17 protein-coding genes are annotated in these 21,060 nt (G+C 67.1%); 9 read left to right on the top strand and 8 right to left on the bottom strand.

Translation table 11 applies throughout. The annotated features are described in order from the left end of the window. The first annotated feature begins 20 nt into the window (after positions 1-20). The gene (locus tag ACIBBF_RS12585; protein WP_397413563.1) at positions 21-1,223 is read left to right on the top strand and encodes an HAD family hydrolase; all 1,203 of its coding nucleotides are present in this window, start codon (positions 21-23) and stop codon (positions 1,221-1,223) included. 1,006 nt (positions 1,224-2,229) lie between these two features. On the opposite strand, the gene ACIBBF_RS12580 is transcribed toward ACIBBF_RS12585, so the two are convergent. Further along, on the bottom strand, positions 2,230-2,781 hold the full coding sequence (locus ACIBBF_RS12580) for an HNH endonuclease (RefSeq protein ID WP_397413562.1): 552 nt from the start codon (positions 2,779-2,781) through the stop codon (positions 2,230-2,232). Positions 2,782-2,901: 120 nt separating this feature from the next. Here ACIBBF_RS12580 and ACIBBF_RS12575 point away from each other — a divergent pair, with 120 nt between their 5' ends. Together ACIBBF_RS12575 and ACIBBF_RS12570 are read left to right on the top strand one after the other, a co-directional pair. Further along, positions 2,902-4,374: a hypothetical protein gene (locus tag ACIBBF_RS12575; RefSeq protein WP_397413561.1), complete on the top strand. Its 1,473-nt coding sequence runs from the start codon at positions 2,902-2,904 to the stop codon at positions 4,372-4,374. A gap of 629 nt (positions 4,375-5,003) precedes the next feature. Further along, on the top strand, positions 5,004-6,323 hold the full coding sequence (locus ACIBBF_RS12570; protein WP_397413560.1) for a helix-turn-helix domain-containing protein: 1,320 nt from the start codon (positions 5,004-5,006) through the stop codon (positions 6,321-6,323). A gap of 184 nt (positions 6,324-6,507) precedes the next feature. Here ACIBBF_RS12570 and qatD read toward each other — a convergent pair whose 3' ends face one another. From qatD to ACIBBF_RS12545, 5 genes are all read right to left on the bottom strand, one after another. After that, positions 6,508-7,233: a Qat anti-phage system TatD family nuclease QatD gene (gene qatD, locus ACIBBF_RS12565; protein ID WP_397413559.1), complete on the bottom strand. Its 726-nt coding sequence runs from the start codon at positions 7,231-7,233 to the stop codon at positions 6,508-6,510. Then, on the bottom strand, positions 7,230-8,498 hold the full coding sequence (gene qatC / locus ACIBBF_RS12560) for a Qat anti-phage system QueC-like protein QatC (protein WP_397413558.1): 1,269 nt from the start codon (positions 8,496-8,498) through the stop codon (positions 7,230-7,232). Before qatC ends, qatD begins: the two co-directional genes overlap by 4 nt. After that, entirely contained in the window at positions 8,495-9,067 is a 573-nt protein-coding gene (gene qatB / locus ACIBBF_RS12555; RefSeq protein WP_397413949.1) for a Qat anti-phage system associated protein QatB, read from the bottom strand. The genes qatC and qatB overlap by 4 nt, the downstream gene beginning before the upstream one ends. A gap of 241 nt (positions 9,068-9,308) precedes the next feature. After that, the gene (locus ACIBBF_RS12550; RefSeq protein WP_397413557.1) at positions 9,309-11,183 is read right to left on the bottom strand and encodes a P-loop NTPase fold protein; all 1,875 of its coding nucleotides are present in this window, start codon (positions 11,181-11,183) and stop codon (positions 9,309-9,311) included. A gap of 531 nt (positions 11,184-11,714) precedes the next feature. Beyond that, on the bottom strand, positions 11,715-12,545 hold the full coding sequence (locus ACIBBF_RS12545; RefSeq protein WP_397413555.1) for an MBL fold metallo-hydrolase: 831 nt from the start codon (positions 12,543-12,545) through the stop codon (positions 11,715-11,717). Positions 12,546-12,883: 338 nt separating this feature from the next. Here ACIBBF_RS12545 and ACIBBF_RS12540 point away from each other — a divergent pair, with 338 nt between their 5' ends. Then, positions 12,884-13,780, top strand: a complete 897-nt coding sequence (locus ACIBBF_RS12540) for a S1 family peptidase (protein WP_397413554.1) — start codon at positions 12,884-12,886, stop codon at positions 13,778-13,780. Positions 13,781-13,833: 53 nt separating this feature from the next. On the opposite strand, the gene ACIBBF_RS12535 is transcribed toward ACIBBF_RS12540, so the two are convergent. Together ACIBBF_RS12535 and ACIBBF_RS12530 are read right to left on the bottom strand one after the other, a co-directional pair. After that, a complete protein-coding gene (locus tag ACIBBF_RS12535) occupies positions 13,834-14,520 on the bottom strand; it encodes a tyrosine-protein phosphatase (protein ID WP_397413553.1) in 687 nt (228 codons plus the stop codon). Between the two features lie 10 nt (positions 14,521-14,530). Next, positions 14,531-16,306: a cation:proton antiporter gene (locus ACIBBF_RS12530; RefSeq protein WP_397413551.1), complete on the bottom strand. Its 1,776-nt coding sequence runs from the start codon at positions 16,304-16,306 to the stop codon at positions 14,531-14,533. A 269-nt stretch (positions 16,307-16,575) separates the two neighbouring features. Here ACIBBF_RS12530 and ACIBBF_RS12525 point away from each other — a divergent pair, with 269 nt between their 5' ends. From ACIBBF_RS12525 to ACIBBF_RS12505, 5 genes are all read left to right on the top strand, one after another. Then, positions 16,576-16,761: a hypothetical protein gene (locus tag ACIBBF_RS12525; protein ID WP_397413550.1), complete on the top strand. Its 186-nt coding sequence runs from the start codon at positions 16,576-16,578 to the stop codon at positions 16,759-16,761. Positions 16,762-16,888: 127 nt separating this feature from the next. Continuing rightward, a complete protein-coding gene (gene thrS, locus ACIBBF_RS12520; protein ID WP_397413548.1) occupies positions 16,889-18,916 on the top strand; it encodes a threonine--tRNA ligase in 2,028 nt (675 codons plus the stop codon). Continuing rightward, complete coding sequence (locus tag ACIBBF_RS12515) at positions 18,916-19,482, top strand: HIT family protein (protein ID WP_397413547.1); 567 nt, start codon at positions 18,916-18,918, stop codon at positions 19,480-19,482. The genes thrS and ACIBBF_RS12515 overlap by 1 nt, the downstream gene beginning before the upstream one ends. Then, positions 19,482-20,102 (top strand): phosphatidylinositol phosphate synthase, encoded by a 621-nt coding sequence (gene pgsA, locus ACIBBF_RS12510; RefSeq protein ID WP_397413546.1) that lies wholly within the window; start codon positions 19,482-19,484, stop codon positions 20,100-20,102. The genes ACIBBF_RS12515 and pgsA overlap by 1 nt, the downstream gene beginning before the upstream one ends. Continuing rightward, positions 20,102-21,055 (top strand): phosphatidylinositol mannoside acyltransferase, encoded by a 954-nt coding sequence (locus ACIBBF_RS12505; RefSeq protein WP_397413545.1) that lies wholly within the window; start codon positions 20,102-20,104, stop codon positions 21,053-21,055. Before pgsA ends, ACIBBF_RS12505 begins: the two co-directional genes overlap by 1 nt. Positions 21,056-21,060: the final 5 nt, after the last annotated feature.

Raw genomic sequence — 21,060 nt, 5'->3', positions numbered from 1 at the left:
GACCCGACGAGTCTGTGTCCATGCCGCCACTCGCCAAGCAGGACATCGAAGCTCGGGCCGCAAGCCGTGACGTGTCGCGACGGGCTGACACGTCCGACCGATCAGCCCAGGCGACGACCACACTCGCACGGACGCTGGTCGCGCTCGACATCGACGGCACGCTGGTGGACAACGGCGGTCGGATTCCGTCCGGGACGGTCGAGGCTCTGGACCTGGTCCGCGCTGCCGGGCACGAGGTCGTGCTGGCCTCGGGAAGATCCCTGGCAGGGCTGCTGCCGATCGCCACGCGCCTGGGCCTCACGACCGGGTGGGCGGTCTGCTCCAACGGCGCCCTGACCGTTCGCGTGGACCCGGCCGCGCATTCGGGATACGACGTCGTCGAGGCCCGCACCTTCGATCCCGCACCGGTGATCCGCCGCGCTCTGGATGCGGCTCCAAGTGTGCGGGTAGCGGTCGAAGACGTCGGGCGGGGGTGGCGTACCAGCGGCGGGTTCGAGCCGGGCGAGCTCAATGGGCAGCAGGAGACCGTGCCGATGGACAGCCTGATGGCCCAGCCGTCGACCCGTATCGCGCTCACTGCACCCGGGATCCGCCGGTACACAGACGCATTTCGCGCTACCGGTGCCACGGTCACGCCGCAGGGGGCGAACTGGCTCGACGTCACCGCACCGGGTGTGAACAAGGCCGTCGCTCTCGAAGCAGTGCGTGTCCACCTGTACGTTCCTGTTGATCGCACGGTGGCAGTCGGGGACGGCGTGAACGACCTCGACATGTTGGCGTGGGCCGGACGATCGGTGGCAATGGGGCAGGCGCCAGCGATTGTGCGCAGCGCCGCGGATCAGACCACCGGCACCATCGAACAGGCCGGGGCCATACCCGTTCTGGCCTCCCTGGTCCCTGTTGTGAGCGACGGTCTGACGCCGCTGGCCGCGCAGCTCGCGACCGCCGAGCGGACCGCGCCCGGTCCGGTGGTTCTGCGGGTCTGGCACGGCACCGGCCCGTACCTCGCCCGATGTGAGGCCGGGACCATCCAGGACGGTCGGTGGGTCGGGCACGGGCCGATTGCCTCCGGAGTTGGCACCACGATGCGCGCGATCGAAACAGCCGCGCTGGAGGCTGAACTGCCCTATCCCCGTGGGATCGAGGGCCGCCGCCGCGCGCAATGGCGCAGCGTCGCTGGCGAGGGCCCCGCCGGTTTCGAACTGCCCCTGAGCGGCCTGTAGCCGCTCGCTCACGATCTTGCGGCTGGGCCGCCCCAGACCCCGCACCACACGCCCAACCGCAAGCCCCGCTGTGGCGGGTAGAGACCAAGGGGCCACCATCCCTCCCGAGGGATGGTGGCCCCTTGGCCTGGTTAGGGGACCTCGCAGCCGCGTCTCCGATACCTGGTAGCACGGATGCAGCCGACGAGCACGCGACGACGACACGCGCGCGACGACAACGCACGCGTGACGGACGCGGCTGCGGGCCAAGGCAGGCGAGCAGCGGACAACGGGTCCCGCGGACCGCCCCGACGAAGGCCACACACCTCTTGCACAACGTGATTGGGGTTTCGTCCGTACGAAATAGGTGGTGGTCCTATGCATGGCAAGGAACGTTCGGCCGGTATCGGAGACGGAGGCTCTTGCGCGCCGGTCGGGAGGCGGTCAGAAGGGCATCGTGAAGGGACCCAGGACCTGTGCCCGAGGTGCGGGATCTTGATCTCAAAGAGGCCCACGGGAAGGCCTGCTCGATGGTGTTCGCAGCGTTGTCGTCGCGCCGCGTACGAGGAACGCCGCGCTGCGACCGCCGGTGCTATTGCGGTGAAGCTGGTGCAGACCATCACGACGACCGAGCATGGACTCGACGAGTGTGTCAGGCGGGTTCAGTTGTCGCCAGTGGCAGTACGCAAGGTCCTGGCATATCTGACCAAGCTGGTGCAAGAGGATGGCGTACGTGACCCGCGGTGGGGGTCCGCGGTCGACTCTGCGGTGCTCCTGGCGCGTGCAGTCGTGGCCGGCAGTCGAAGAGCCGGAAGCTTACCCGCGCAGGGACGTATCCAGCTGGGTTGGCGCAGGGGGTGATGCGCAACCTAGCGCGCGAGCACGACAGAATTAGAGAGACAAGTCGCTCGAGCAGCAGAACAAGCACGACGACAGCTGCACAGACGCAAGCAAAGAGCAGGATGACAGCTCAGATTCAGATCGAGCCGAAATCAGAGCCATCGGCGTCCCACCACGCTGATTGCACTCAGGAGATCCGCTGGGCTGTCCGGTACTGCTTGACGAGTGTCTTTCCCGTCTCCGTCAGGCCCCACCTGACAGGGCCGAAGGACCGCTCCGGCTCCCAGGTGCTCAAGTCTTGGCCGTCTGGCGGCGTTGTGAAAGTGAAGGCATCGTCGGCCGGTCCTCGATCTTCGATGATTCCGTCTTCGAGCAAGTAGTCGAGCAAGACCTCGTGGGATCGGTCGATGACGACCTCGGTGAGTTTGGAGTCTCTCGCGAACCGCTCCAGGACTCGACGCTCAAGGTCGCCGTAGCGTCCCGCGATGAGCCCAAGGTTCGCCTTATATGCCTGAACCGCCAGCTTGTCGATCTCGCCCGCGGTGACCCTGTTGTGGCAGACGGCGCAAAGGAGGATCAGGTTGTCGAAGGTGTCCTGACCGCCGTTGGCCCACGCTTTGATGTGGTGGAACTCGAGTCCGCTGGTTTGGCGGCATGTTGGGATAGCACACCTGTGGCCAGCTTCAACGCGGACCTGGCGCTTGACCGAAGCCGGGATGGTGGGGCGAGCGCTCGACATGGTTGCAAGGCTACGCATGCCTCCGACGGAAGGCGGCAAGTTCCAGCGCACGCTTGTAGGTTGCACGGGCGTGCGTCGGTCCTTCCGACCTCGGCGCGCGACGCATGGGAGAGTGTGTTCATGGCGGCGCAGGAGAGTTCCCTAGTCGGGACCAGGATCGGGCACGTGCAGTGGGTGGCGCTGGACACGAACGTCTACGGCCAGGGCTCGATTCGGCTCAAACGGTTGGCGGAGTTCGCTGTGAAGCTCCAGACACTGGATATAACGGTTCTCATCCATACATTCGTGCTGTGGGAATGGGCGGAGCATGCCCACGCGTCGTACACCGCTGCTCGCAATGCCATGCGGGACTTTCAGGGTGACCTTGACGGGGCGCGCATCGACGCATTCGCAGAATACGAATTGCCTAAAAAGACGGTCTCCGAGATCCTCGACCATCTGCGCGCGCAGATAGCGGAACTTGACAACGTGGTCGTCGTTCCAAGTACCGAATCTGGAATGAGGGCCGGAATAAGAGCGCAGATCCTGCTGGAGCCGCCAGGCAAGCGCAAGGGCGGAAATAGCTCACGCAGTGGCACTAAGACGGGTGCTGCGGATATGGCTGCCGTCCACGACGTTGTCGACTACGTGATGAAGAAGAATGGCCCGAGTGGGCTGGCGATCATCTCTGCGGACAAAGACATAGACGCTGCACTTGCAAGCCTCGGGGTCGACTGGGCCAAACGCTTCGCTGATACCGGATCTGCGCTCGAATCGTTTGAAGGCCTTGAGATGATGGACCTGCAGGGCGACGACCTAGCGTTGATGATTGACGCGTTTACCCGCTACGTCGTGATGCGCCTCCCGGACGATAGCGAAGTCGCGCAGCGTGCGGGAGAGCTCCATGGCGTCGTGGATCTGATTGCTGACGAATCGCCTGCGCTCGAGGGTAGGAGCGTTCGTGGGGTCAGCGTCACTGAGGTATTGGGAGTAGTGCGCATCGAGAATGTGCGTGCCTCGAACGCGGCGGCGGCCGACAGCGCGCGACGTGTGACTGCCAACCTCAGTCTCGTTGTCGAGGTCGCGGGGGCAGTTGAGGTAGCCAATAGCGGCTCCATTGACCTCGGTCTTTGGCACCGTGACGGGATGGTGCTAGAGGTGGCAGTGGAGGCATCGGTGACGAACGACGCTCACGTGTTGGAGATGCGAGCAGTCGCCCCTGGGGCGCTGCTGGAACCGCCTCGTGACCCGTGGCGACTCGAAGAGAGCCGGGCGCAGTTGGTGACAGCACTGGGTAACGCACCCATTTTTGGCGATGAATCGTGGTGGGAAGAAGTCTTCACCGATTCCGTACCTGATGACGTCCCGTCTGGGTTTGACTGGCTCCGCAATGACTTTCTTGACACGGACGAACGGTACGAGATAACTCTAGTCATTGGCGATCTGGAACTGCCTGTCTCGATCAACGAAGACGCCTATGAACTAGCTCACCACGGGGGAGGTTCGTTCGCCATAACCGCCGATGCGACAGTGCCTGGAGGTATCGTCCGCATGCTTGAAGGAGCACCAGCTGTTACAGCGGAACTCGTAAGACGATGGTATCTTCGAAAGTAGGCACCTTTGCCAACGCAGCAACGTGTTGTTCACGAAGAATAGCCCAGCTCGCTATGCGCCGGTCGGTGCAGACAGGGGACATAATCAATTCGGTTAGTGCCGTTGGCCCCTGTGGGCCTTTGGCCGGGTCCTCTGGCCGGATTACCGTGGCGCCTTGTACAGCGGTGCGGACTCTTAGGCCCCGCACTGTGCCGGTGGTTCCCAACTCCCGCACCAGCCGTTCCGCGGCGTAGCGAGAGACGCCATTCCCGGCCCGACGCAACCGCAACCGCAGTGTCCCGGCCTGCAACGGTGCTCACATAGGTGTCGCCGCGCTGCATACAAGAAGCGCCGTGCTGCAGTGGCGGCGGTTGCCGCGGAGGTCGTCATGACAACCGAGCACGGGCCCGATGAAATCGAAGCCGGCCGCAGAAGTGCCCTGCGCCTGCGCCTGCTGTGACAGGGCTAGCGCAGAGCCTGACGGCAATTTGGTGTCTGAACATGCGTCGCCCGTCCTTCGAGCGGTCTGGACAGCCACACGCCAGGTGTCGCGCACGAACGCAGCAGTGACGGGTGACTTCTCAAGTTGTGCGGGTGAGGTTGCTGTGTTTTCAAGGTGGCCAGTCGAATCTCCTGGGACGATCCCGACCATGACGATCACTTGGAGCCGGCTTCATGAGGTCCTCGGCCTGAGCCCGGGGGAGTTGAACTATGACGATGTCGTCGCTGCTGTCGAGAAGCAGACCCCGGAAGACGGCGCGCTGGACTGGAAGGGAGAGCGTCCCGACACAGAGCACCACAGGGTGGAGCTTGCGAAGGACGTGGCGGCAATGGCGAACTCGGGCGGCGGCATCATCGTCTACGGGGTCAGCGAGGTAGGCTCTGAGAAGACGCTGACCCTCAACGACATCGACCTGGCCGATCAAGGCGAGCAGCAGATCCGCTCGATCGTTTGGCAGCGTGTGCGACCAGTTGTCGGAGGGATCGAGGTCCTGAAGCTTGAGAACTCTGGCACACCGGGAAGCGGTGTTCTGGTGGTCAGCGTGCCTGCAAGCCCTGACGCACCGCATTTCTACGAGAAGAACGGGCAGCCGCCAGCCGCTCCGTGGCGGAACGGGCCGCACACCGAGAATCTGCGCGAACGAGAGATCGAGAAGGCATACCGCGACCGTTTTACGCGTCAGGACGTAACTCACGCGGCGTTGGCTGATCTGGTCGCTGGTATGACACGGCGTCTCCGATTTGATGGTCGGGCAGCGAGATGGAGCGCCGTCGTCTCTCGCCCGGTGGGTACAGTTCCGCTCGGTGTGCCGGAGAGTTCGAACGAGCAGGTTCGCGAGGTAGTCCGTGAGGCATCCGGCAACGAACGAGATCTCACCGAGGTCGGCCCGACAGAACCGTATCGGCCGCTTCTGAGCGATCTGGGCAACAACCCTCGCCGAGGTTTGCGGCGTTGGATTGTGCGTCTTCCCTGGAATCTTGAGGAGGACAACGGGGACACCGCCAACGCCTATGCAGAGTTGCACGACGATGGCTCCGTCGTCTTTGCCTATCCGGCCAGTGATCCGGCCGGGCCGGACGCGCATGACGGAAAGACGATTCTCTCCGCTGACGTCGTTGAGTGTCTCTCGATTGCTGCGGTCACGCTGACCCGGCAGTGGCAGCTCGCGCGTTCGATAGTCGGCCCAACCCTAATGCGCGCGATTGTGCTGGCTGATCCTGAGGGCACTGAGCCGACTTGGGTCTATGGAAGACAGACCTATGGTCTGCCGAACCAGGCGATTCCCGCTTGGACCACACCGGTCAGTGTCTTCGAACCCGTTGATGTCCTCCTCGACCCGCGTCCAGGAACGGACACGAACCGGGAAGCCTCCGTCGAGCTTGCTCAAGGCATCCTGCACCAGTTCGGATACGAGTTGCTCGACAGGATCCAGACGTCGGCGGTCGACCCGACGACACGGGTTCAATGATCTGTCAGAACTCAATACGCTCGTTTTGGTGCCTCGCTGCTTGGAAGTGGTTAGCGCTCGGCGATCCAATTCGGTACGTCGGTGGAAATGATATTGGCGAGCTGGACGGGCGAAACGTCGAGAGACAGGCTAGTCGCGCTCGCTGGGGAGTCATACGAGGGAACAAGGAGCACGCCCTTGTCCATTACGCGAGCAGCAGTCGCTCGTTGTTCTGAAAGATTGTCGTTGCCTCGCGTTCGCTCATCTCCCACAACTGCGCCACGCCACCTAGGGCGCTATATACGTCCCACGGTTGCAGGGGTGCCCCGAGACGCTGCGTGAATGGCCCGTCCGTCTCCAGGAGCACCCGGCTCCTTGGAATATCTCGTATATGGGCACGCCCCTTCGCGCTGGCCAGCATCGAAGGTCCGACACTAAACCAACAGTCTCGGGCCATAGCCCGTGCCAATTCTGCTGCGGTTCCAGAAAACCAGTGGAGTACGGGTCTTTGGATCCCTAGATGCTGGTCGAGACGGTCCAGGACTGCGGTAGCAGCGCGCCGGCTGTGAATCGACACGATTTTGTCGCCCGCGGCACTGCAGGATGCGAGCACGTGCTCGAATACTTCGACCTGCTGATTCCACGACGAGCGAAGACCTGGTGAACCGTCGAGGCCAACCTCGCCGACGAACCGAGTTTCTGGCAGGTATCTGTCGAAAAGCGATAGCTCCCTAATTCGCTCACGTGCAAGTTGCGGATGCAGGCCGAGCGCAGTTCTGATGACTGGGCGCCCCTGCGCGATGCGACTCGTACCAGGCCATGCCGACGGCGTCGTCGTCACGGACAGCACACCGACGCTCCTGGCCTGCGCTTCGTCTGCTACCGCAAACGGGTCCGGATAGAGATCGAGGTGGCAGTGAAAGTCGATCATGAAATGTCGAAGCGAGCGTGCAGTGCACCGAGTTCATCGAGACCTCGCTGGATCATCGATCGAAGCGCCTCGCCGTTGTGGATGTGTGGCGAGGTCAATGACGATCCGATCCATCGATCGAGCCCTTGATCCTCGACCACCAGCCGTGCCATGGCCACTGACCGGACGTCATCGAGTTCGACTCCCTGGAGGTGTCCCAGGTCCTCGAAGAAGTACGGCGTCGTGTCGATCTGCTTGGAAGCGAGAAAGGCGGCCCGGCGGATCTGGCATGGGATGCACCGCCCGCAGTGCATGTAGTTATAGCGCAGGAATCTTCCGCAGCTTGTCGAATCTGACGCAAGGTCACCGAGGGTGTCTTGGTCGCGACACTGTGACAGCATCTCTCCCTTAGTTCTCTCTGCGTACGGGTTTCTCAACTCAATCCTTAAGCCGAGCTCGTTGACTAGATGCTGAAACTCCCCGAGAAAGTGGGGGTGTGCGGTCCGTGTGCTGAGGCTGCCGAGCCGGGCGCCAGTTAAGGGTACGTTGATCGCGATGAATCCGTTCTCACAGATGTAGACCGGTATTACATCCCCGTCGGCATATCGCTGGGTGGCGGTTGCCGCCAGCACGGCCAGCGCAAGGAAGATAAGGGACCTGGATCGTTGCGAGGTCTCCTTCGCATGGCGTGGCATGTTCGCGTTGTGGTTGACCTGCAGGTGCGCGGCCGTTCTCACCGCACGAGCGAATCGGTCCTGCTTCTTCCTGTCGCCACGAACAGTGTGGCTGACAGCGAACAGTTTTTCGCCGTCGGCGTGGAGATCGAGTGCGCCAATGAGACTGTCGAGTCCACCCGAGAGCAGGGCGACACTATCCGCTGCGGGCCGCTCGATCGCCCGCGGGAGTTGTGGGTGGTGTGTGCCCCTGACGAACGTGACCATCCAGACGTCGGTGGTGAGGAACCCGAGCATCGACTCGAGTGTTGTGCGACGCGAATTCCAGATCTCCGGGTCGCTGACCGCTACCTGAAGTTCGAGTTGCCGTGTCCAGCCGTCCGGGCTCTTCGCTCGCTTGACGATGGTGTCGGCGGTAACAACCGATAGCGCTACCGATAGCAGGTCCCAGGCGGCGGCGGCAGGTGATAGCTTCTGTCGCCGAACAGCCTGAGCAATTGCGGCGCCAGCGCTGGCTGCGGCTGGGGAACTGGAACGACCGTATAACAGGATCGGTATGGTGCCAGCACTAACCTCTTCAATAATGGACGGCGGACCGCTCACGAACCTCACAGTAAGTACTCCTCAAAGACGATGAAAGTCTCCTTCAGTGCCAGATCTGTAAGTTTCGTGACGTCGCGGATTGTTGGCGAGTTCTTGCGCCCTCGAATTTCTCTGAATGCCGAAGCGACTTCTTCGACGATGAACTCGCGGACCTGGCTCAACCGACGCAGTGCTGTAGACGCGTCAGGAGCCTTGGCGCGCAGTGTCTTTTCGAGGTCCAAGCGGAAGCGGCTATAGACATCGAGTGCGGTGAACCGCTCGATGACGAACTCTCGTTGGCCGCTGTCGAGCTGCAAGAGATTGGCGTCAGGGTAGCGGCTGAGCGTCTCCGAGAGAGCATCGCGCATAGCGGCACGCGACGATTCGGCATCCTGTGTTCCATCACTCGGGCGCACCGCCTCGACGATCACGTCCATGATCCCGTTGGCGTCCGTGCCTGACGCTAAGACCGCATCGCGAAGATCGGTACCCGCGGGCGAGACACCCGTTCGCAGAACTCCTCCGAGCCTGCCGGCAGTGGTCGCGGTGCTGCCCATCCGGCGGGACATCGTCCCGCTCCCGCCGTAGCCGCGTGTCACGTAGTGGCTAAGAGCGCGCCGCAAGCGTGCGTCGTTGCCGGTTTGGGCGAATCGACCAAGCTCTCGACGAGCACTCCTGAATCGGCCCGGCGGGGCAAGTGGCGCCTGTGGTGTGTCATCGGGCAACTCATTGGGCTCTGGTGGGCCGTCGGGCAGCGGCTGCCTGTCGTCAAGCTCCTCGTCAGGTGGCACCTCTTCGACCCACGGAGGCACGAGAGCGACCGACGCCCCGGGCCCGCTGCTACTTTGCGACGTTCCCACTGGCTTCCCGCCTCCCGATCGCAGTCTTCACAGATCTCCCGATGCCTGGTTTGTTCTTCCAGTCCTTCAGGACGTCGGAGGCCCAATCCGTGTCAGCGATCTTCGGGACAATGCCTGCGGTGATCTGGCCAGCGGGCCGTTGGGTAAGGAAACCGGCCAAAGCACTCCCTTGCGATGGGTCTGCGGCGACTACCGTCATGCACGCCTGCAGGATCGGTGGCGTCCCCCACTCCTGCTCTTGGCGGGCTTTGGCCAACAGGCGATCCATGATGATCGAGGTTTCCGTCCTGGGAAGACCTGCTAGATCGTCACGGAGGGCGTCAGCCTCCTGAGGAGTGCCGAGCAACGCAGCAAGTAGTTCTGCTGCTTCAGAGGAGAGACGATCAGCGGCCGTGATCAGCGGAGCGTGCTCACGACCGACGTACAAGGCTCCTCGAAGGTCCGTCTCAGCGAGTGCCGGTGGCAGGCCGATCCACTCGCGCACGAATTCATCGTCCCAAGGCGTCTCCAGGGTCAGGGCTTCATCGGCTGTCGCCGCAGCCTCCCACGGCGCAAGGAGTGTCGGCCTACCTTCTGCATCCGCATTTACCGCAGAGACGAGGGCGGAATAGGCAGCTGGTGGGGCGAGCCTTTCGAAGAGCAGTAGTTTCGCGAGGACTGCCTCGTCGACGCCGACGCCTTGGGCCTCGGAGATAGACATGCGGATCGAGAGCGCGTTGAGGAACCGTTTGATCAGGCGTGGGTTGCCCGCGATTTTCTTCGCGGTGGTCATCAACGGAGCCAACCGTTCGGCTGTCTCTAGTTTTGCCAGCAGCGTCGTAGGCAGTTTCCGATCCAACGACTTCAGGAAGGTTCGGTCGACGCGTTTTCCTTGCCATGACTCGCGAAGCTGTTTGGCAATTCCCGCGCGCAGTTCGTCCTTGCGGGACGCCTCAAGTTCCGCGCTGTTATCGATAAACAGCATCATCATGTAGGCGCGTACCTCTTGCGTTCCGAGGGCAGGTACTCGGATGGGGATCTGGATGAGCTTGTCGAAGTAGTTCGTGACAAGTTCCTCGTCGTCGAGCCCGCCAAAATGCTTCCTGACGGCATGCTTGATCATCCCGTCATCGGCCGCGATCACAAATGCCGTGTTCTGAAGGAACAGGAACAACCGGATGGCCTCAAGGGTCGAGATCGTGGTCCCGGGTAGGCACCTGTCGAGGTCGTCGATGAGCACAACCAAAGTGACGCCAATCTCCGCGAGTGCTTCCTCAAACGAGTCACGGAGAGCTTGGATCTCTTTGGGAGGCGATTCGACCACCTTCGGATTGAGCAAGGCTCTGCCGCCAGCCGCGAACACCGCGGACGCAGCGCCAACGCGCTCGAGTTCGCTCGCGTCAATCCCGTCCTCACGCATGTCCTTCGCGAGATCCGCGACCTCTCCGAGCATGCCAGCCGGCGGAATCCCAAATGCGAGCGAAGCCGCGGGTAGCGCCACCAGTTTGGCAAGGCGGACCCAGCGGACTCTCTGGAGAAACTCCTGGGCCTTCTTGACGCCCGTCTTGCGCTTCTCGGCTTCAGACGAGAGCTTGGTCGCGATCACGTCCAGGAGCGCCGCGCGAGCATCGTCGTATCCCTGGTACAACCACGCGTTGAACTCAACGAAGACGAACTTCGTCGGGCCATCTGCCGGCTGCCTCTTGGTGAGGGCCGTTTTCGTGAGTCGGATCATCGATGACTTGCCGACTCCCCAAGCGCCGGAGACCCCCATCGATATCGGGCGCCCATCAGCCTGAACGATCAGCTCTGCAATCGTGTCCGCGACACCTTCGAAGTTCAGAAGGTCTCGATCTGTCTCGTTGTCTGGCCACACGTCTTGGATCGCCTCTCTCCATGTCAGACGGCGCGCTAGCGTGACGCTCGTCGAGGTTATGGGCGGAGATCCTCACTTCGTTGGCCACCACGCCACCGTGTTGGAGAGTTCACCCACCGTAGAGAGAGCACGCTCCGCGCGCGACTGATGCATCTGCCAGGGCACTGCGCTCACACGATCCTCCAGCCCTTGAGAGTTGGCTTCTTACAGGCTTCGACTCACGGCCAAGCAAACTGACCGGACGCTGCAGTCTCGCAGCCGTGCCGCTTACTGCCGACACGTCGTGTACGGTCCGCCCGGGCGCTAGGGTGGAACGCGGACGGCGTTGCAGCCTGCTTCGTCGTCCCCGGCCTGTGACAGCACCATCTGCACAGCCCGCCGTCCTGCGAAGACCCTGGTCCCACTGGGGTCCCACGCTCGGCTCAGAGACCACGTCATCGCTGGTGAGCGCCGGTACTGGAACAGTTTCGATCCCAGTATCGCCCACCAGCAGGCCCGGACCCGCGGTCCGGGGCCTTTGTCGTCCTCCGCCTAGCCTCGCCCGCCCTCTGACCGAGCGACCCGGGCCGCCTGCCCTTCGTGGATGTCGCTCACCCATTCCCACCCGGGCTCCGCCGAGGGGCCGATGCGCGGGTCGTCGGGCGTGCGCCCCTCGCGCAGCGCGTACAGGTACGCCCGGTCCAGGTCGATCCGCGCGCGGACGGCGCCCGTGCCGCGGGCGACGGACCCGTGTCCAGGGACCAGCACGTCGACGTCGTCCGCGACGTCCTCCAGCAGGCGCAGTCCGGTGAGGTACTCCTCGACCGGGTCGTTGGCGCCGGTGAAGTCGTCGAGCATCGGGACGAACACGTCGGACAGCATGTCGCCGGCGGCCAGCACGCCATGGTCCTCGACGAGCAGCGCCGCGTGGCCGGGGGAGTGCGCCGGGTGCTCGATCAGCCGGACCGTGGGCCCGGTCCAGGGAATCCGCGCGGTCCCGGCGGGCAGCCCGGTGACCAGGCCGAAGCGGTCCAGCGGCACGTCGTCGGCGATCTCCGGCGGCAGCCCCTCGGTGACGCCTGCCTGCCAGCCCGGTTCCGAACGCAGCTCCCGCATGCGCGCGGCGCAGCGGGCGGTGCCGTACCGGGGAGCGTCACCGAGGTCGGCGTGCCACAGCACGTGGTCCCAGTCCGGGTGCGTCGAGAAGCCCGCCGCGACGGGCAGGGCCAGCTCGCGCAGGTCGCCTGCCAGGCAGGACATCTCGGCGCCGCACGTCCCGGCATCCACGAGCAGGGCCCCGGCCGGTCCCCGCACGACCACCGAGTTGTTCCGCAGGAGCGCGCTCTGATGGGTCAGCACATCCTTCGCGACCTCGGTCAGCATGTGTCATCTCGCTCTCTCGTGGCTGGCCCGCGTGCGAGCGGCTTCTGAAGGGTGAGACCGGTCCTGAAGCGAGAAGTCATCGATTCTCCGGCCCCACGTCGACGCAGGGCGAAAAGAGGGTGATGGGCCGTGTTTCACCCCGCAGATCGCAAGGTGTCGCGGGTGAAAGGGTTTGCCAGGCGCAGATTTCGTTTCCGGCCAGTTACATCTGGTTCGAGCCCTTGTGGGGTGAATTATGAAGGGGCAATACTCTCGGCCAGCGAGACGGCGGGCGACGGTGCCCCGTTCCCGCCGAGCAGGGCACGCCGCCAGCGTGCCCGTCGACCCAGGAGGATGCCATGAGGTTCACTCGCACCACGCTCCGCCCCGGTACCGCAGGCACCACGTCCGCCAGGAAGATCCGTCTGATCGCACTCGCCGCGGGGCTCGGGCTCGCGGCCTCCACCCTGGCGGGACCCGCCGCCACCGCGGCGCCCGACAGGCCCACGAGGGCTGAGCTCGCCACGGTCCACGCCGCCGTGGGCGCGGCCGACGTCGACGGTGTGGCCTGGTACACGGACGAGGCCACCGGAACGGTGGTCGTCACCGCCGACTCCACCGTCTCCGCGGCCGAGCTCAGTACGGTCCGCAAGGCGGCCGGGGCGAACGCGGACGACCTGACCATCCGGCGCGCCCCCGGCGTGTTCAAGCCGCTGCTGGGTTCCGGTGACGCCATCTACGGCTCGGGGTACCGCTGCTCGCTCGGGTTCAACGTCCAGAGCGGTGGTCAGTACTACTTCGTCACCGCCGGCCACTGCGGCGACGAGGTACCCACGTGGTACACCAACTCGTCGCAGAGCACCCTGATCGGCCCGACCGTGGGCTCCAGCTTCCCGGGCAACGACTACGCGCTCGTCCGTTACGACAACGCCTCGCTGTCCCACCCGGGCGGCTTCACGGCGGGCAACGCGTACGTCGGCGAGCGCGTCACGCGCGACGGCTCTACGACCGGCGTGCACTCCGGCACGGTCACGGCGCTGAACGTCAGCGTCAACTACCAGGGCAGCGGCACGGTGCGCGGCATGATCCAGACGACTGTCTGCGCCGAGCCCGGGGACTCGGGCGGTGCGCTGTACGACGGGTCCGTCGCCCTCGGCATCACCTCGGGCGGCAGCGGCAACTGCTCGACGGGCGGCGTCACGTTCTTCCAGCCCGTCACCGAGGCGCTCAGCGCGTACGGCGTCAGCATCTACTGACGTCCGACCGTCCGGCGGCGCCGACCACCCCCGGTCGGCGCCGCCGGACGGTGTCAGCCCACCAGCCGCACCCGCAGCGCCCGTACGTGCCCCGGGGTCAGGCCCGCGCCGGTGAGGTAGCCCTCGACCGAGCCGTACCGGGTGCGCAGGTGCTCCAGCGCCCCGACGATGACCTGCCGGGTGGGCGGCGTCTCGCGCCCGGGCAGGATCTCCCGGTCGTCGGCCTCCGCCGCGTAGCGGGGCGCGAGGCGTGCGTTGGTGGCCTCGTAGTCGCCGGCCACGGCGTCCGGGTCGGCGCCGACGAGGCTCAGCGCCAGCGCCACGACCAGGCCCGTGCGGTCCTTGCCGGCGGCGCAGTGCACCAGCACGGGCCCCTCGGGGGCGTCCGCGACGGCCGCGACGGCACGCGCGAACAGCTCGGGGCGCCGGTCCAGCAGGCCCGCGTAGAGGTGCACCCAGGGCCCTTCGATCGGGTCGCCCGGCCCCTGGACGGGCAGGTGCAGGTCGGCCAGCGGGCTCGGGTACCGCTCGACCTCGTCGGGCCGGCGCAGGTCGATCACCCGGGCCAGCCGGTACGTGGTCGCGGCGGTCACGCCGTCGTCGGTCAGGAAGCTGGGGCTGTCCGAGCGCACGAGCGCCCGGGGGCGCAGCGTGCCCCCGCCGGTGAGCGGGAGCCCGCCGAGGTCGCGCACGTTGAGGCAGCCGGGCCATTCGAGATGGAGCGGTGAGTAGTCCGTCACGCCCGGGAGGCTAGCGCTCCGGGTCGTCCTCGCGAAGGGGCACCTTGCCCTTGCGCATCTCGACGGCGATCTGCTCGGCGTCCAGCAGGTCCAGCACGTTCCCGAGCTGGGCGGAGTCGTAGGTGCCGGCGGAGCGGGCGGCCAGCAGCTCCTCGCGCTGGGCGGCGATGGTGGCCAGGCGCAGCTCCCGGTACTGGACGAAGCGTTCCTTGGTGAGGATCGCGTCCTCGTCCTGCGACTCGTGCTCGCGCACCATGTCCTTGCGCACGCGGGCCACCACGCCCTCGTCGTACGGCGTGCCGTCGGGCCGGCGCGGGTCCGCGAGGAAGGCGCGGGCGGCCTCCTCGGTGTCGCGGCGCAGGGCGGGCAGGTCGCTGGTGGTGTCCTGGCCGACCAGGCCGAGCCGTCGCGTCACCCAGGGCAGGGTGCTGCCCTGGACCAGGAGGGTGCCGAACGCGACGCCGAAGGCGACCAGCACGAGGAACGACCGGTTGGGCGTCTCGTGGGGCAGGGTCTGCGCCGCCGCGAGCGTGACCACGCCGCGCATGCCCGCCCACACCAGCAGGGTGCCCTCGCGCCAGCCGAGCGGCCGGGACAGGTCGTAGTCGATGTCGGCCCGCCGCCGCCGCAGCGTGTCCTGGATGCGCTCCAGGCGGGCGGCGGTCGAGCGGCGGCGCGCGCGGCGGCCGCCGTCCTGCGGCGTCGGCTCGGCCGGGGTCGCCGCGGCCCGTTCGTCGATCCGGTCCTGGAACGCCGTGAGCGTGTCGCGCACGGCCTCGCCGCGCCGCGCCCGGCGGGCCTGGATGCCGATCAGCGGTGTCACGAAGGCCGTGCGCACCACGAGGATGGCCAGGCTCGCGATCGCGGCCACGACGGCGGCCCGCCAGACGGACCCGTCGCCGGCCTCGACGTCCTCGACCAGGGCGAACAGCTCGATGCCCATCGCGAGGAAGACCGCACCCTCCAGCAGCAGCTCGACCGTGTGCCAGTTGGAGCGTTCGGCGATGCGGTCCTGCGGGCGCAGGTGCCGCGCCGCCCCGTTGCCGGTCACCAGGCCCGCCGCGACGACGGCGACCAGCCCGGACGCGCCCAGCTCCTCCGCCGGCAGGTAGGCCACGAACGGCACCACGAACGACACGGCGGTGCTCAGGGCCGCGTGGCCGAGCCGCTTGCGCACGCGCAGACCGAGCCAGCCCACCGGTGCCCCGATGGCGACGGCCACGGCCGCGGCGTACGCGAAGTCGCCCACCACCTCCCACAGGCTGACTGACGCGGCCGTGGCGGCGATCGCCGACCGGAGCAGCACGAGCGCGGAGGCGTCGTTGAGCAGGGACTCGCCCTCCAGCATCGTGACGCTGCGCGGCGACGCCCCGAGCCGCTTCACGATCGACGTCGCCACGGCGTCGGTGGGGCTGACGATCGCGCCCAGGGCGATGGCCGTGGCCAGGTCGATGCCCGGGACCAGGACCCGGAACAGGAGCCCGAGCAGCACCGAGCTGATCACGACCAGGGTCACGGAGAGGCCGCCGATGGCCGTGAAGTCCCGCCGGAAGTCCATCGAGGGCAGACCGACCGCCGCCGAGTACAGCAGCGGCGGCAGCACGCCGCCCAGGATCAGCTCGGGTGGCACCTCGACGGCGGGCACCCAGGGCAGCAGGCTGAACCCGGCGCCGAGCACCACGAGCACCAGGGGAGAGGCGACGCCCGCCCGGGGCGCGAGCGCCGTGACGGCGATGACGAGGGCTGCCGCGACGACGGCGATGGTGAGGTACTCGACGTTCTCCACGGGCTGACCGTACGAGACGGCGGCGTCCCGTGCCGACTTCGTCGTCCCCGGCCCTGCCGGTCCGGGAGGGGGCGTCGAGTGTGATGTCCGGGTCGTGCGGAACGTCCAGGTGCGAATGCGGCGTCCGTACCTTGTGTGTAGGTTCGCTCCGGCGCCGCACCAGCGTTGCCGTGCGCGCGCCTGCGGGTGCGCGTAGTTTCGAGACGGCGGCGGGACCCCGTCGTCGTGCAGGGGGCGCACGCAGGTGTGCCTGGCGAGAGGAGTCGAACATGGGGCTTTTTGACAAGGCCAAGGAGTTCGTGACCGACCCGGACAACGTGGCGAAGGCGAAGGAGCAGCTCACCGACGAGAACGTCGACGCCGCTACCGACAAGCTCAAGGAGTTCGCGCCGGACCAGGCAGACGGTGCGATCGACACGCTCGGCGAGAAGGCCAAGGACTTCGGCCAGAGCTGAACCCGCCCGGCCTGCTCGCGGCGTGACCGCGGGTACGGGACCGGCACTGTATCGGTACGATCGAGGGGCACCGTCCGCGGACGGTGCCCCTCGATCCATTTCGTCTTCCGTCCCAAGGAGCACTCCTGTGTCCGACGTCGTATCGCCGCCCAGCCCCGCCGACCTCGCCGGTGGCGAGAACACGGCCGAGAACACCACGCAGGCGACGACGACCACGGCCACGACCACCGGCGTGGAGCTGTACGGCGACCGCCGCGACGTCGTCGTCGTGCGCGTGGACGGCGAGCTGTGGGACCTGGACCGGGAGATCCCGGCCGGGCACAAGGTCGAGCCCGTCACGATCGGCGAGCCCGACGGCCTGGCCGTGCTGCGCCACAGCGCCGCCCACGTGCTGGCCCAGGCGGTCCAGCAGGTCAACCCGGACGCCAAGCTGGGCATCGGCCCGCCCGTCACCGACGGCTTCTACTACGACTTCGACGTCGCCACGCCGTTCACGCCCGAGGACCTCAAGGCCCTCGACAAGACGATGAGCCGCATCATCAAGGAGGGCCAGACCTTCCGCCGCCGGGTCGTCACCGAGGAGGAGGCGCGCGCCGAGCTGGCGGACGAGCCCTACAAGCTGGAGCTCATCGGCCTCAAGGGCGGTTCGGACGACGACAACGGCGAGAACGTCGAGGTGGGCGGCGCCGAGCTCACCATCTACGACAACGTCCGGGGCGCCGGCCGGGAGAGCGAGACGGTGGTCTGGAAGGACCTGTGCCGCGGGCCGCACCTGCCGAACACCCGCCTGATCGGCAACGGCGTGCAGCTCATGCGCTCGGCCGCCGCCTACTGGCGCGGCAGCGAGAAGAACCCGATGCTGCAGCGCGTCTACGGCACGGCCTGGCCGTCCAAGGACGAGCTCAAGGCGTACCTGGAGCGGCTGGCGGAGGCCGAGCGGCGCGACCACCGGCGCATCGGCGCGGAGATGGACCTGTTCAGCTTCTCCGACGAGGTCGGTTCGGGCCTGCCGCTGTTCCACCCGCGCGGCGGCGTGATCAAGCGGGTCATGGAGGACTACGTGCGCCAGCGGCACATCGAGGAGGGCTTCTCCTACGTCGGTACGCCGCACATCACCAAGGACGGGCTGTTCCACACCTCGGGCCACCTGCCGTACTACGCGGACACCATGTTCCCCGAGATGGACCTCGAGGGGTCCAAGTACCGGCTCAAGGCCATGAACTGCCCGATGCACAACCTGATCTTCGCCTCGCGCGGGCGCTCCTACCGGGAGCTGCCGCTGCGTCTGTTCGAGTTCGGGTCGGTGTACCGGTACGAGAAGTCCGGCGTCGTGCAGGGCCTGACGCGCGTGCGCGGGCTGACGCAGGACGACTCGCACTCCTACGTGACCCCCGAGCAGGCGCCCGGCGAGGTCAAGCACCTGCTCGACTTCATGCTCAGCGTGCTGCGCGACTTCGGCCTGGACGACTTCTACCTGGAGCTGTCCACGCGCGACGACTCCAAGCCGGACAAGTTCGTGGGCTCCGACGAGGACTGGGCCGCCGCCACCGAGATCCTGGAGCGGGTGGGCCGCGAGACCGGCCTGGAGCTCGTGGCGGACCCGGGCGGCGCCGCGTTCTACGGCCCCAAGATCTCCGTGCAGGCCAAGGACGCCATCGGCCGCACCTGGCAGATGGGCACCGTGCAGTACGACTTCAACCAGCCCAAGGGCTTCGGTCTGGAGTACACCGCCGCGGACGGCACGCGTCAGCAGCCGGTGATGATCCACTCGGCCAAGTTCGGCTCCATCGAGCGGTTCATGGGCGTGCTGATCGAGCACTACGCGGGTGCCTTCCCGGCCTGGCTCGCGCCCGTCCAGGTCAAGCTCGTCCCCGTCGCCGAGGCGTTCGACGACTACGTCAAGGACGTCGCCGCGCAGCTCACCGCGCGCGGCATCCGCGTCGAGATCGACCTGTCGGACGACCGGTTCGCCAAGAAGATCCGCAACGCGTCCAAGGAGAAGGTGCCGTTCACGCTCATCGCGGGCGGCGAGGACGCCGAGGCCGGCGCGGTCTCCTTCCGGTTCCGGGACGGCACGCAGGAGAACGGCGTGCCCGTGGCCGACGCCGTCGAGCGCATCGTGGCGGCCGTGGCCGAGCGCTCGCAGCAGGCCTGATGGCGCCCGTCGCGGAGGACGCCGCGAGCTTCGGCCCGCCCGAGGACGGACTGCAGCGGCTGTGGACGCCGCACCGGATGGTGTACATCGGCGGGGAGGCCAAGCCCGCCGACGGGAGCCCGGAGAACTGCCCGTTCTGCCGCATCCCGCAGGGCGACGACGAGCAGGGGCTCGTCGTCGCCCGCGGGGAGCGGTGCTACGTGATGCTGAACCTCTACCCGTACAACACGGGGCACATGATGGTGCTCCCGTACCGGCACGTCTCGGACTACACGGACCTTGATCCCGCCGAGACCGACGAACTTGCGCGGATGACTCAGCAGGCCATGCGCGTGTCGCGCGCCGTGCACGCGCCCGCAGGCTTCAATCTTGGTATCAACCAGGGCGAGGTGGCGGGTGCCGGCATCGCCGCGCACCTTCACCAGCACGTGGTGCCGCGGTGGCTGGGGGACTCGAACTTCCTGCCCGTGGTGGCACAGACCAAGTCGTTGCCGGAGCTGCTGGCGGACACGCGCCGCCGGCTCGCCGAGGCGTGGGGGGCCGCGGGGGGCGGAGAGGAGAACTGATGCTGCGGGGCCTGCGCTCCTTCATGACCACCCTGTTCACGCCCCTGGCCCGGTTGCTGCTCGCACTGCGCGTCTCGCCCGACGCCGTCACGATCGCCGGCACGGCGGTGGTCACCGCGGTCGCCCTGGCGCTGTTCCCCACCGGGCACACCCTGGTCGGCGGCCTGCTGGTGGGCTTCTTCGTCCTGTTCGACTCGCTCGACGGCGTCATGGCGCGCCAGTCAGGCCGGTCCGGTCCGTGGGGCGCCTTCCTGGACTCGACGCTCGACCGCATCTCCGACGGCGCGGTGTTCGCGGGCATCACGCTCTGGTTCGTGCTGCACCCCGACGAGCACCACGGGCTGTGGGGCGTGGCCGCCGCGCTGGCCTGCCTGGTGCTCGGCAGCGTCGTCCCGTACGCGCGTGCCCGGGCCGAGGGTGTGGGCGCCACCGCCCAGGTGGGCATCGCCGAGCGCGCCGACCGGCTGCTGCTGGCCCTGGTCCCGTTCACGTTCCTGCAGGTGGGCCTGCCGGTGGTCGTGCTGGAGGTCGTGCTCACGCTGCTCGCCGTCGCGAGCCTGGTGACGGTGGTGCAGCGCATCGCCACGGTGCGGGCGCAGCTCGCGCGCAAGGAGGCCTGATGAACGTCGCGGCGGCCTACACGTTCGCGTGGCGCAACGCCACGAAGATCCCCGAACCGGTCCTGCGCGGCCTGTTCACCCTGGTGGCCGACGTCACCTGGCTGCGGCACGGCAAGAGCGTGCGCCGCATGGAGGCCAACTACGCCCGGGTACGGCCCGACCTGGACGCGGCCGCCGTCCGCCGCCTGTCGCGCGCCGGCATGCGCAGCTACATGCGCTACTTCCGCGAGGCGTTCACCCTGCAGGCCGTCACCCCCGCGCGCCTGCGGGCCCGTGTCCGCCTGGAGGGTTACGACGAGCACGTGCGGCCCGTGATCGCCGACGGCGGCGCCGTGTCGCTCGCCCTGGGCCACCTCGGCAACTGGGACCTGGCCGGGGCCTACGCCTCCCAGAACCTCGCGGGCGTGCTCACGGTGGCCGAGCGGCTCAAGCCCGACGAGCTCTTCGAGGAGTTCGTGCGGTTCCGCGGCTCCCTCGGCATCGACGTGCTGCCCCTCGGCCAGGGCGACGTGCTGGGCGCCCTGGTCCGCGGCGCCAAGGAGGGCGGCCGGCTGCTCCCGCTGCTCAGCGACCGGGACCTGACCTCGACGGGCATCGAGGTGGACCTCGCCGGCCACCGCGCCCGGGTGGCGGCGGGTCCGGCGCTGGTGGGCCTGGAGGCCGGCGTCCCCGTGCACGCCGTGGGCATCACCTACGAGCGGCTGCGCGGCGAACGGCGCCGGGCAGCGGGCACCCCCTGGGGCCTCGTCATCCGCTTCCACCCGCCCCTGCCCGTGCCCGACCCGGGGCTGCCGCGCGACGAGCGCGCCCGCCTGCTCACGCAGGGCTGGGTGGACCAGCTCGCCGAGACGATCGTCGAGCACACCCACGACTGGCACATGCTCCAGCGCGTGTTCGTCGCCGACCTCGGGCCCGCGCGGCGGCGCGCGTCCGGCGGGCAGGCGGCCGGGTGAGAACC

Origin of the sequence: Promicromonospora sp. NPDC050880, from assembly GCF_044456525.1 — a bacterium.
GTDB lineage: Bacteria > Actinomycetota > Actinomycetes > Actinomycetales > Cellulomonadaceae > Promicromonospora.
Note: the sequence above shows the minus strand (reverse complement) of the source record. Positions and strands in the feature narration are given on the sequence as shown.

Coding starts and splice junctions, on each gene's coding strand:
- ACIBBF_RS12585 (WP_397413563.1), top strand. CDS start 21: ATGCCGCCACTCGCCAAGCAGGACATCGAAGCTCGGGCCGCAAGCCGT.
- ACIBBF_RS12580 (WP_397413562.1), bottom strand. CDS start 2,781: ATGTCGAGCGCTCGCCCCACCATCCCGGCTTCGGTCAAGCGCCAGGTC.
- ACIBBF_RS12575 (WP_397413561.1), top strand. CDS start 2,902: ATGGCGGCGCAGGAGAGTTCCCTAGTCGGGACCAGGATCGGGCACGTG.
- ACIBBF_RS12570 (WP_397413560.1), top strand. CDS start 5,004: ATGACGATCACTTGGAGCCGGCTTCATGAGGTCCTCGGCCTGAGCCCG.
- qatD (WP_397413559.1), bottom strand. CDS start 7,233: ATGATCGACTTTCACTGCCACCTCGATCTCTATCCGGACCCGTTTGCG.
- ACIBBF_RS12545 (WP_397413555.1), bottom strand. CDS start 12,545: ATGCTGACCGAGGTCGCGAAGGATGTGCTGACCCATCAGAGCGCGCTC.
- ACIBBF_RS12540 (WP_397413554.1), top strand. CDS start 12,884: ATGAGGTTCACTCGCACCACGCTCCGCCCCGGTACCGCAGGCACCACG.
- ACIBBF_RS12525 (WP_397413550.1), top strand. CDS start 16,576: ATGGGGCTTTTTGACAAGGCCAAGGAGTTCGTGACCGACCCGGACAAC.
- ACIBBF_RS12515 (WP_397413547.1), top strand. CDS start 18,916: ATGGCGCCCGTCGCGGAGGACGCCGCGAGCTTCGGCCCGCCCGAGGAC.
- pgsA (WP_397413546.1), top strand. CDS start 19,482: ATGCTGCGGGGCCTGCGCTCCTTCATGACCACCCTGTTCACGCCCCTG.
- ACIBBF_RS12505 (WP_397413545.1), top strand. CDS start 20,102: ATGAACGTCGCGGCGGCCTACACGTTCGCGTGGCGCAACGCCACGAAG.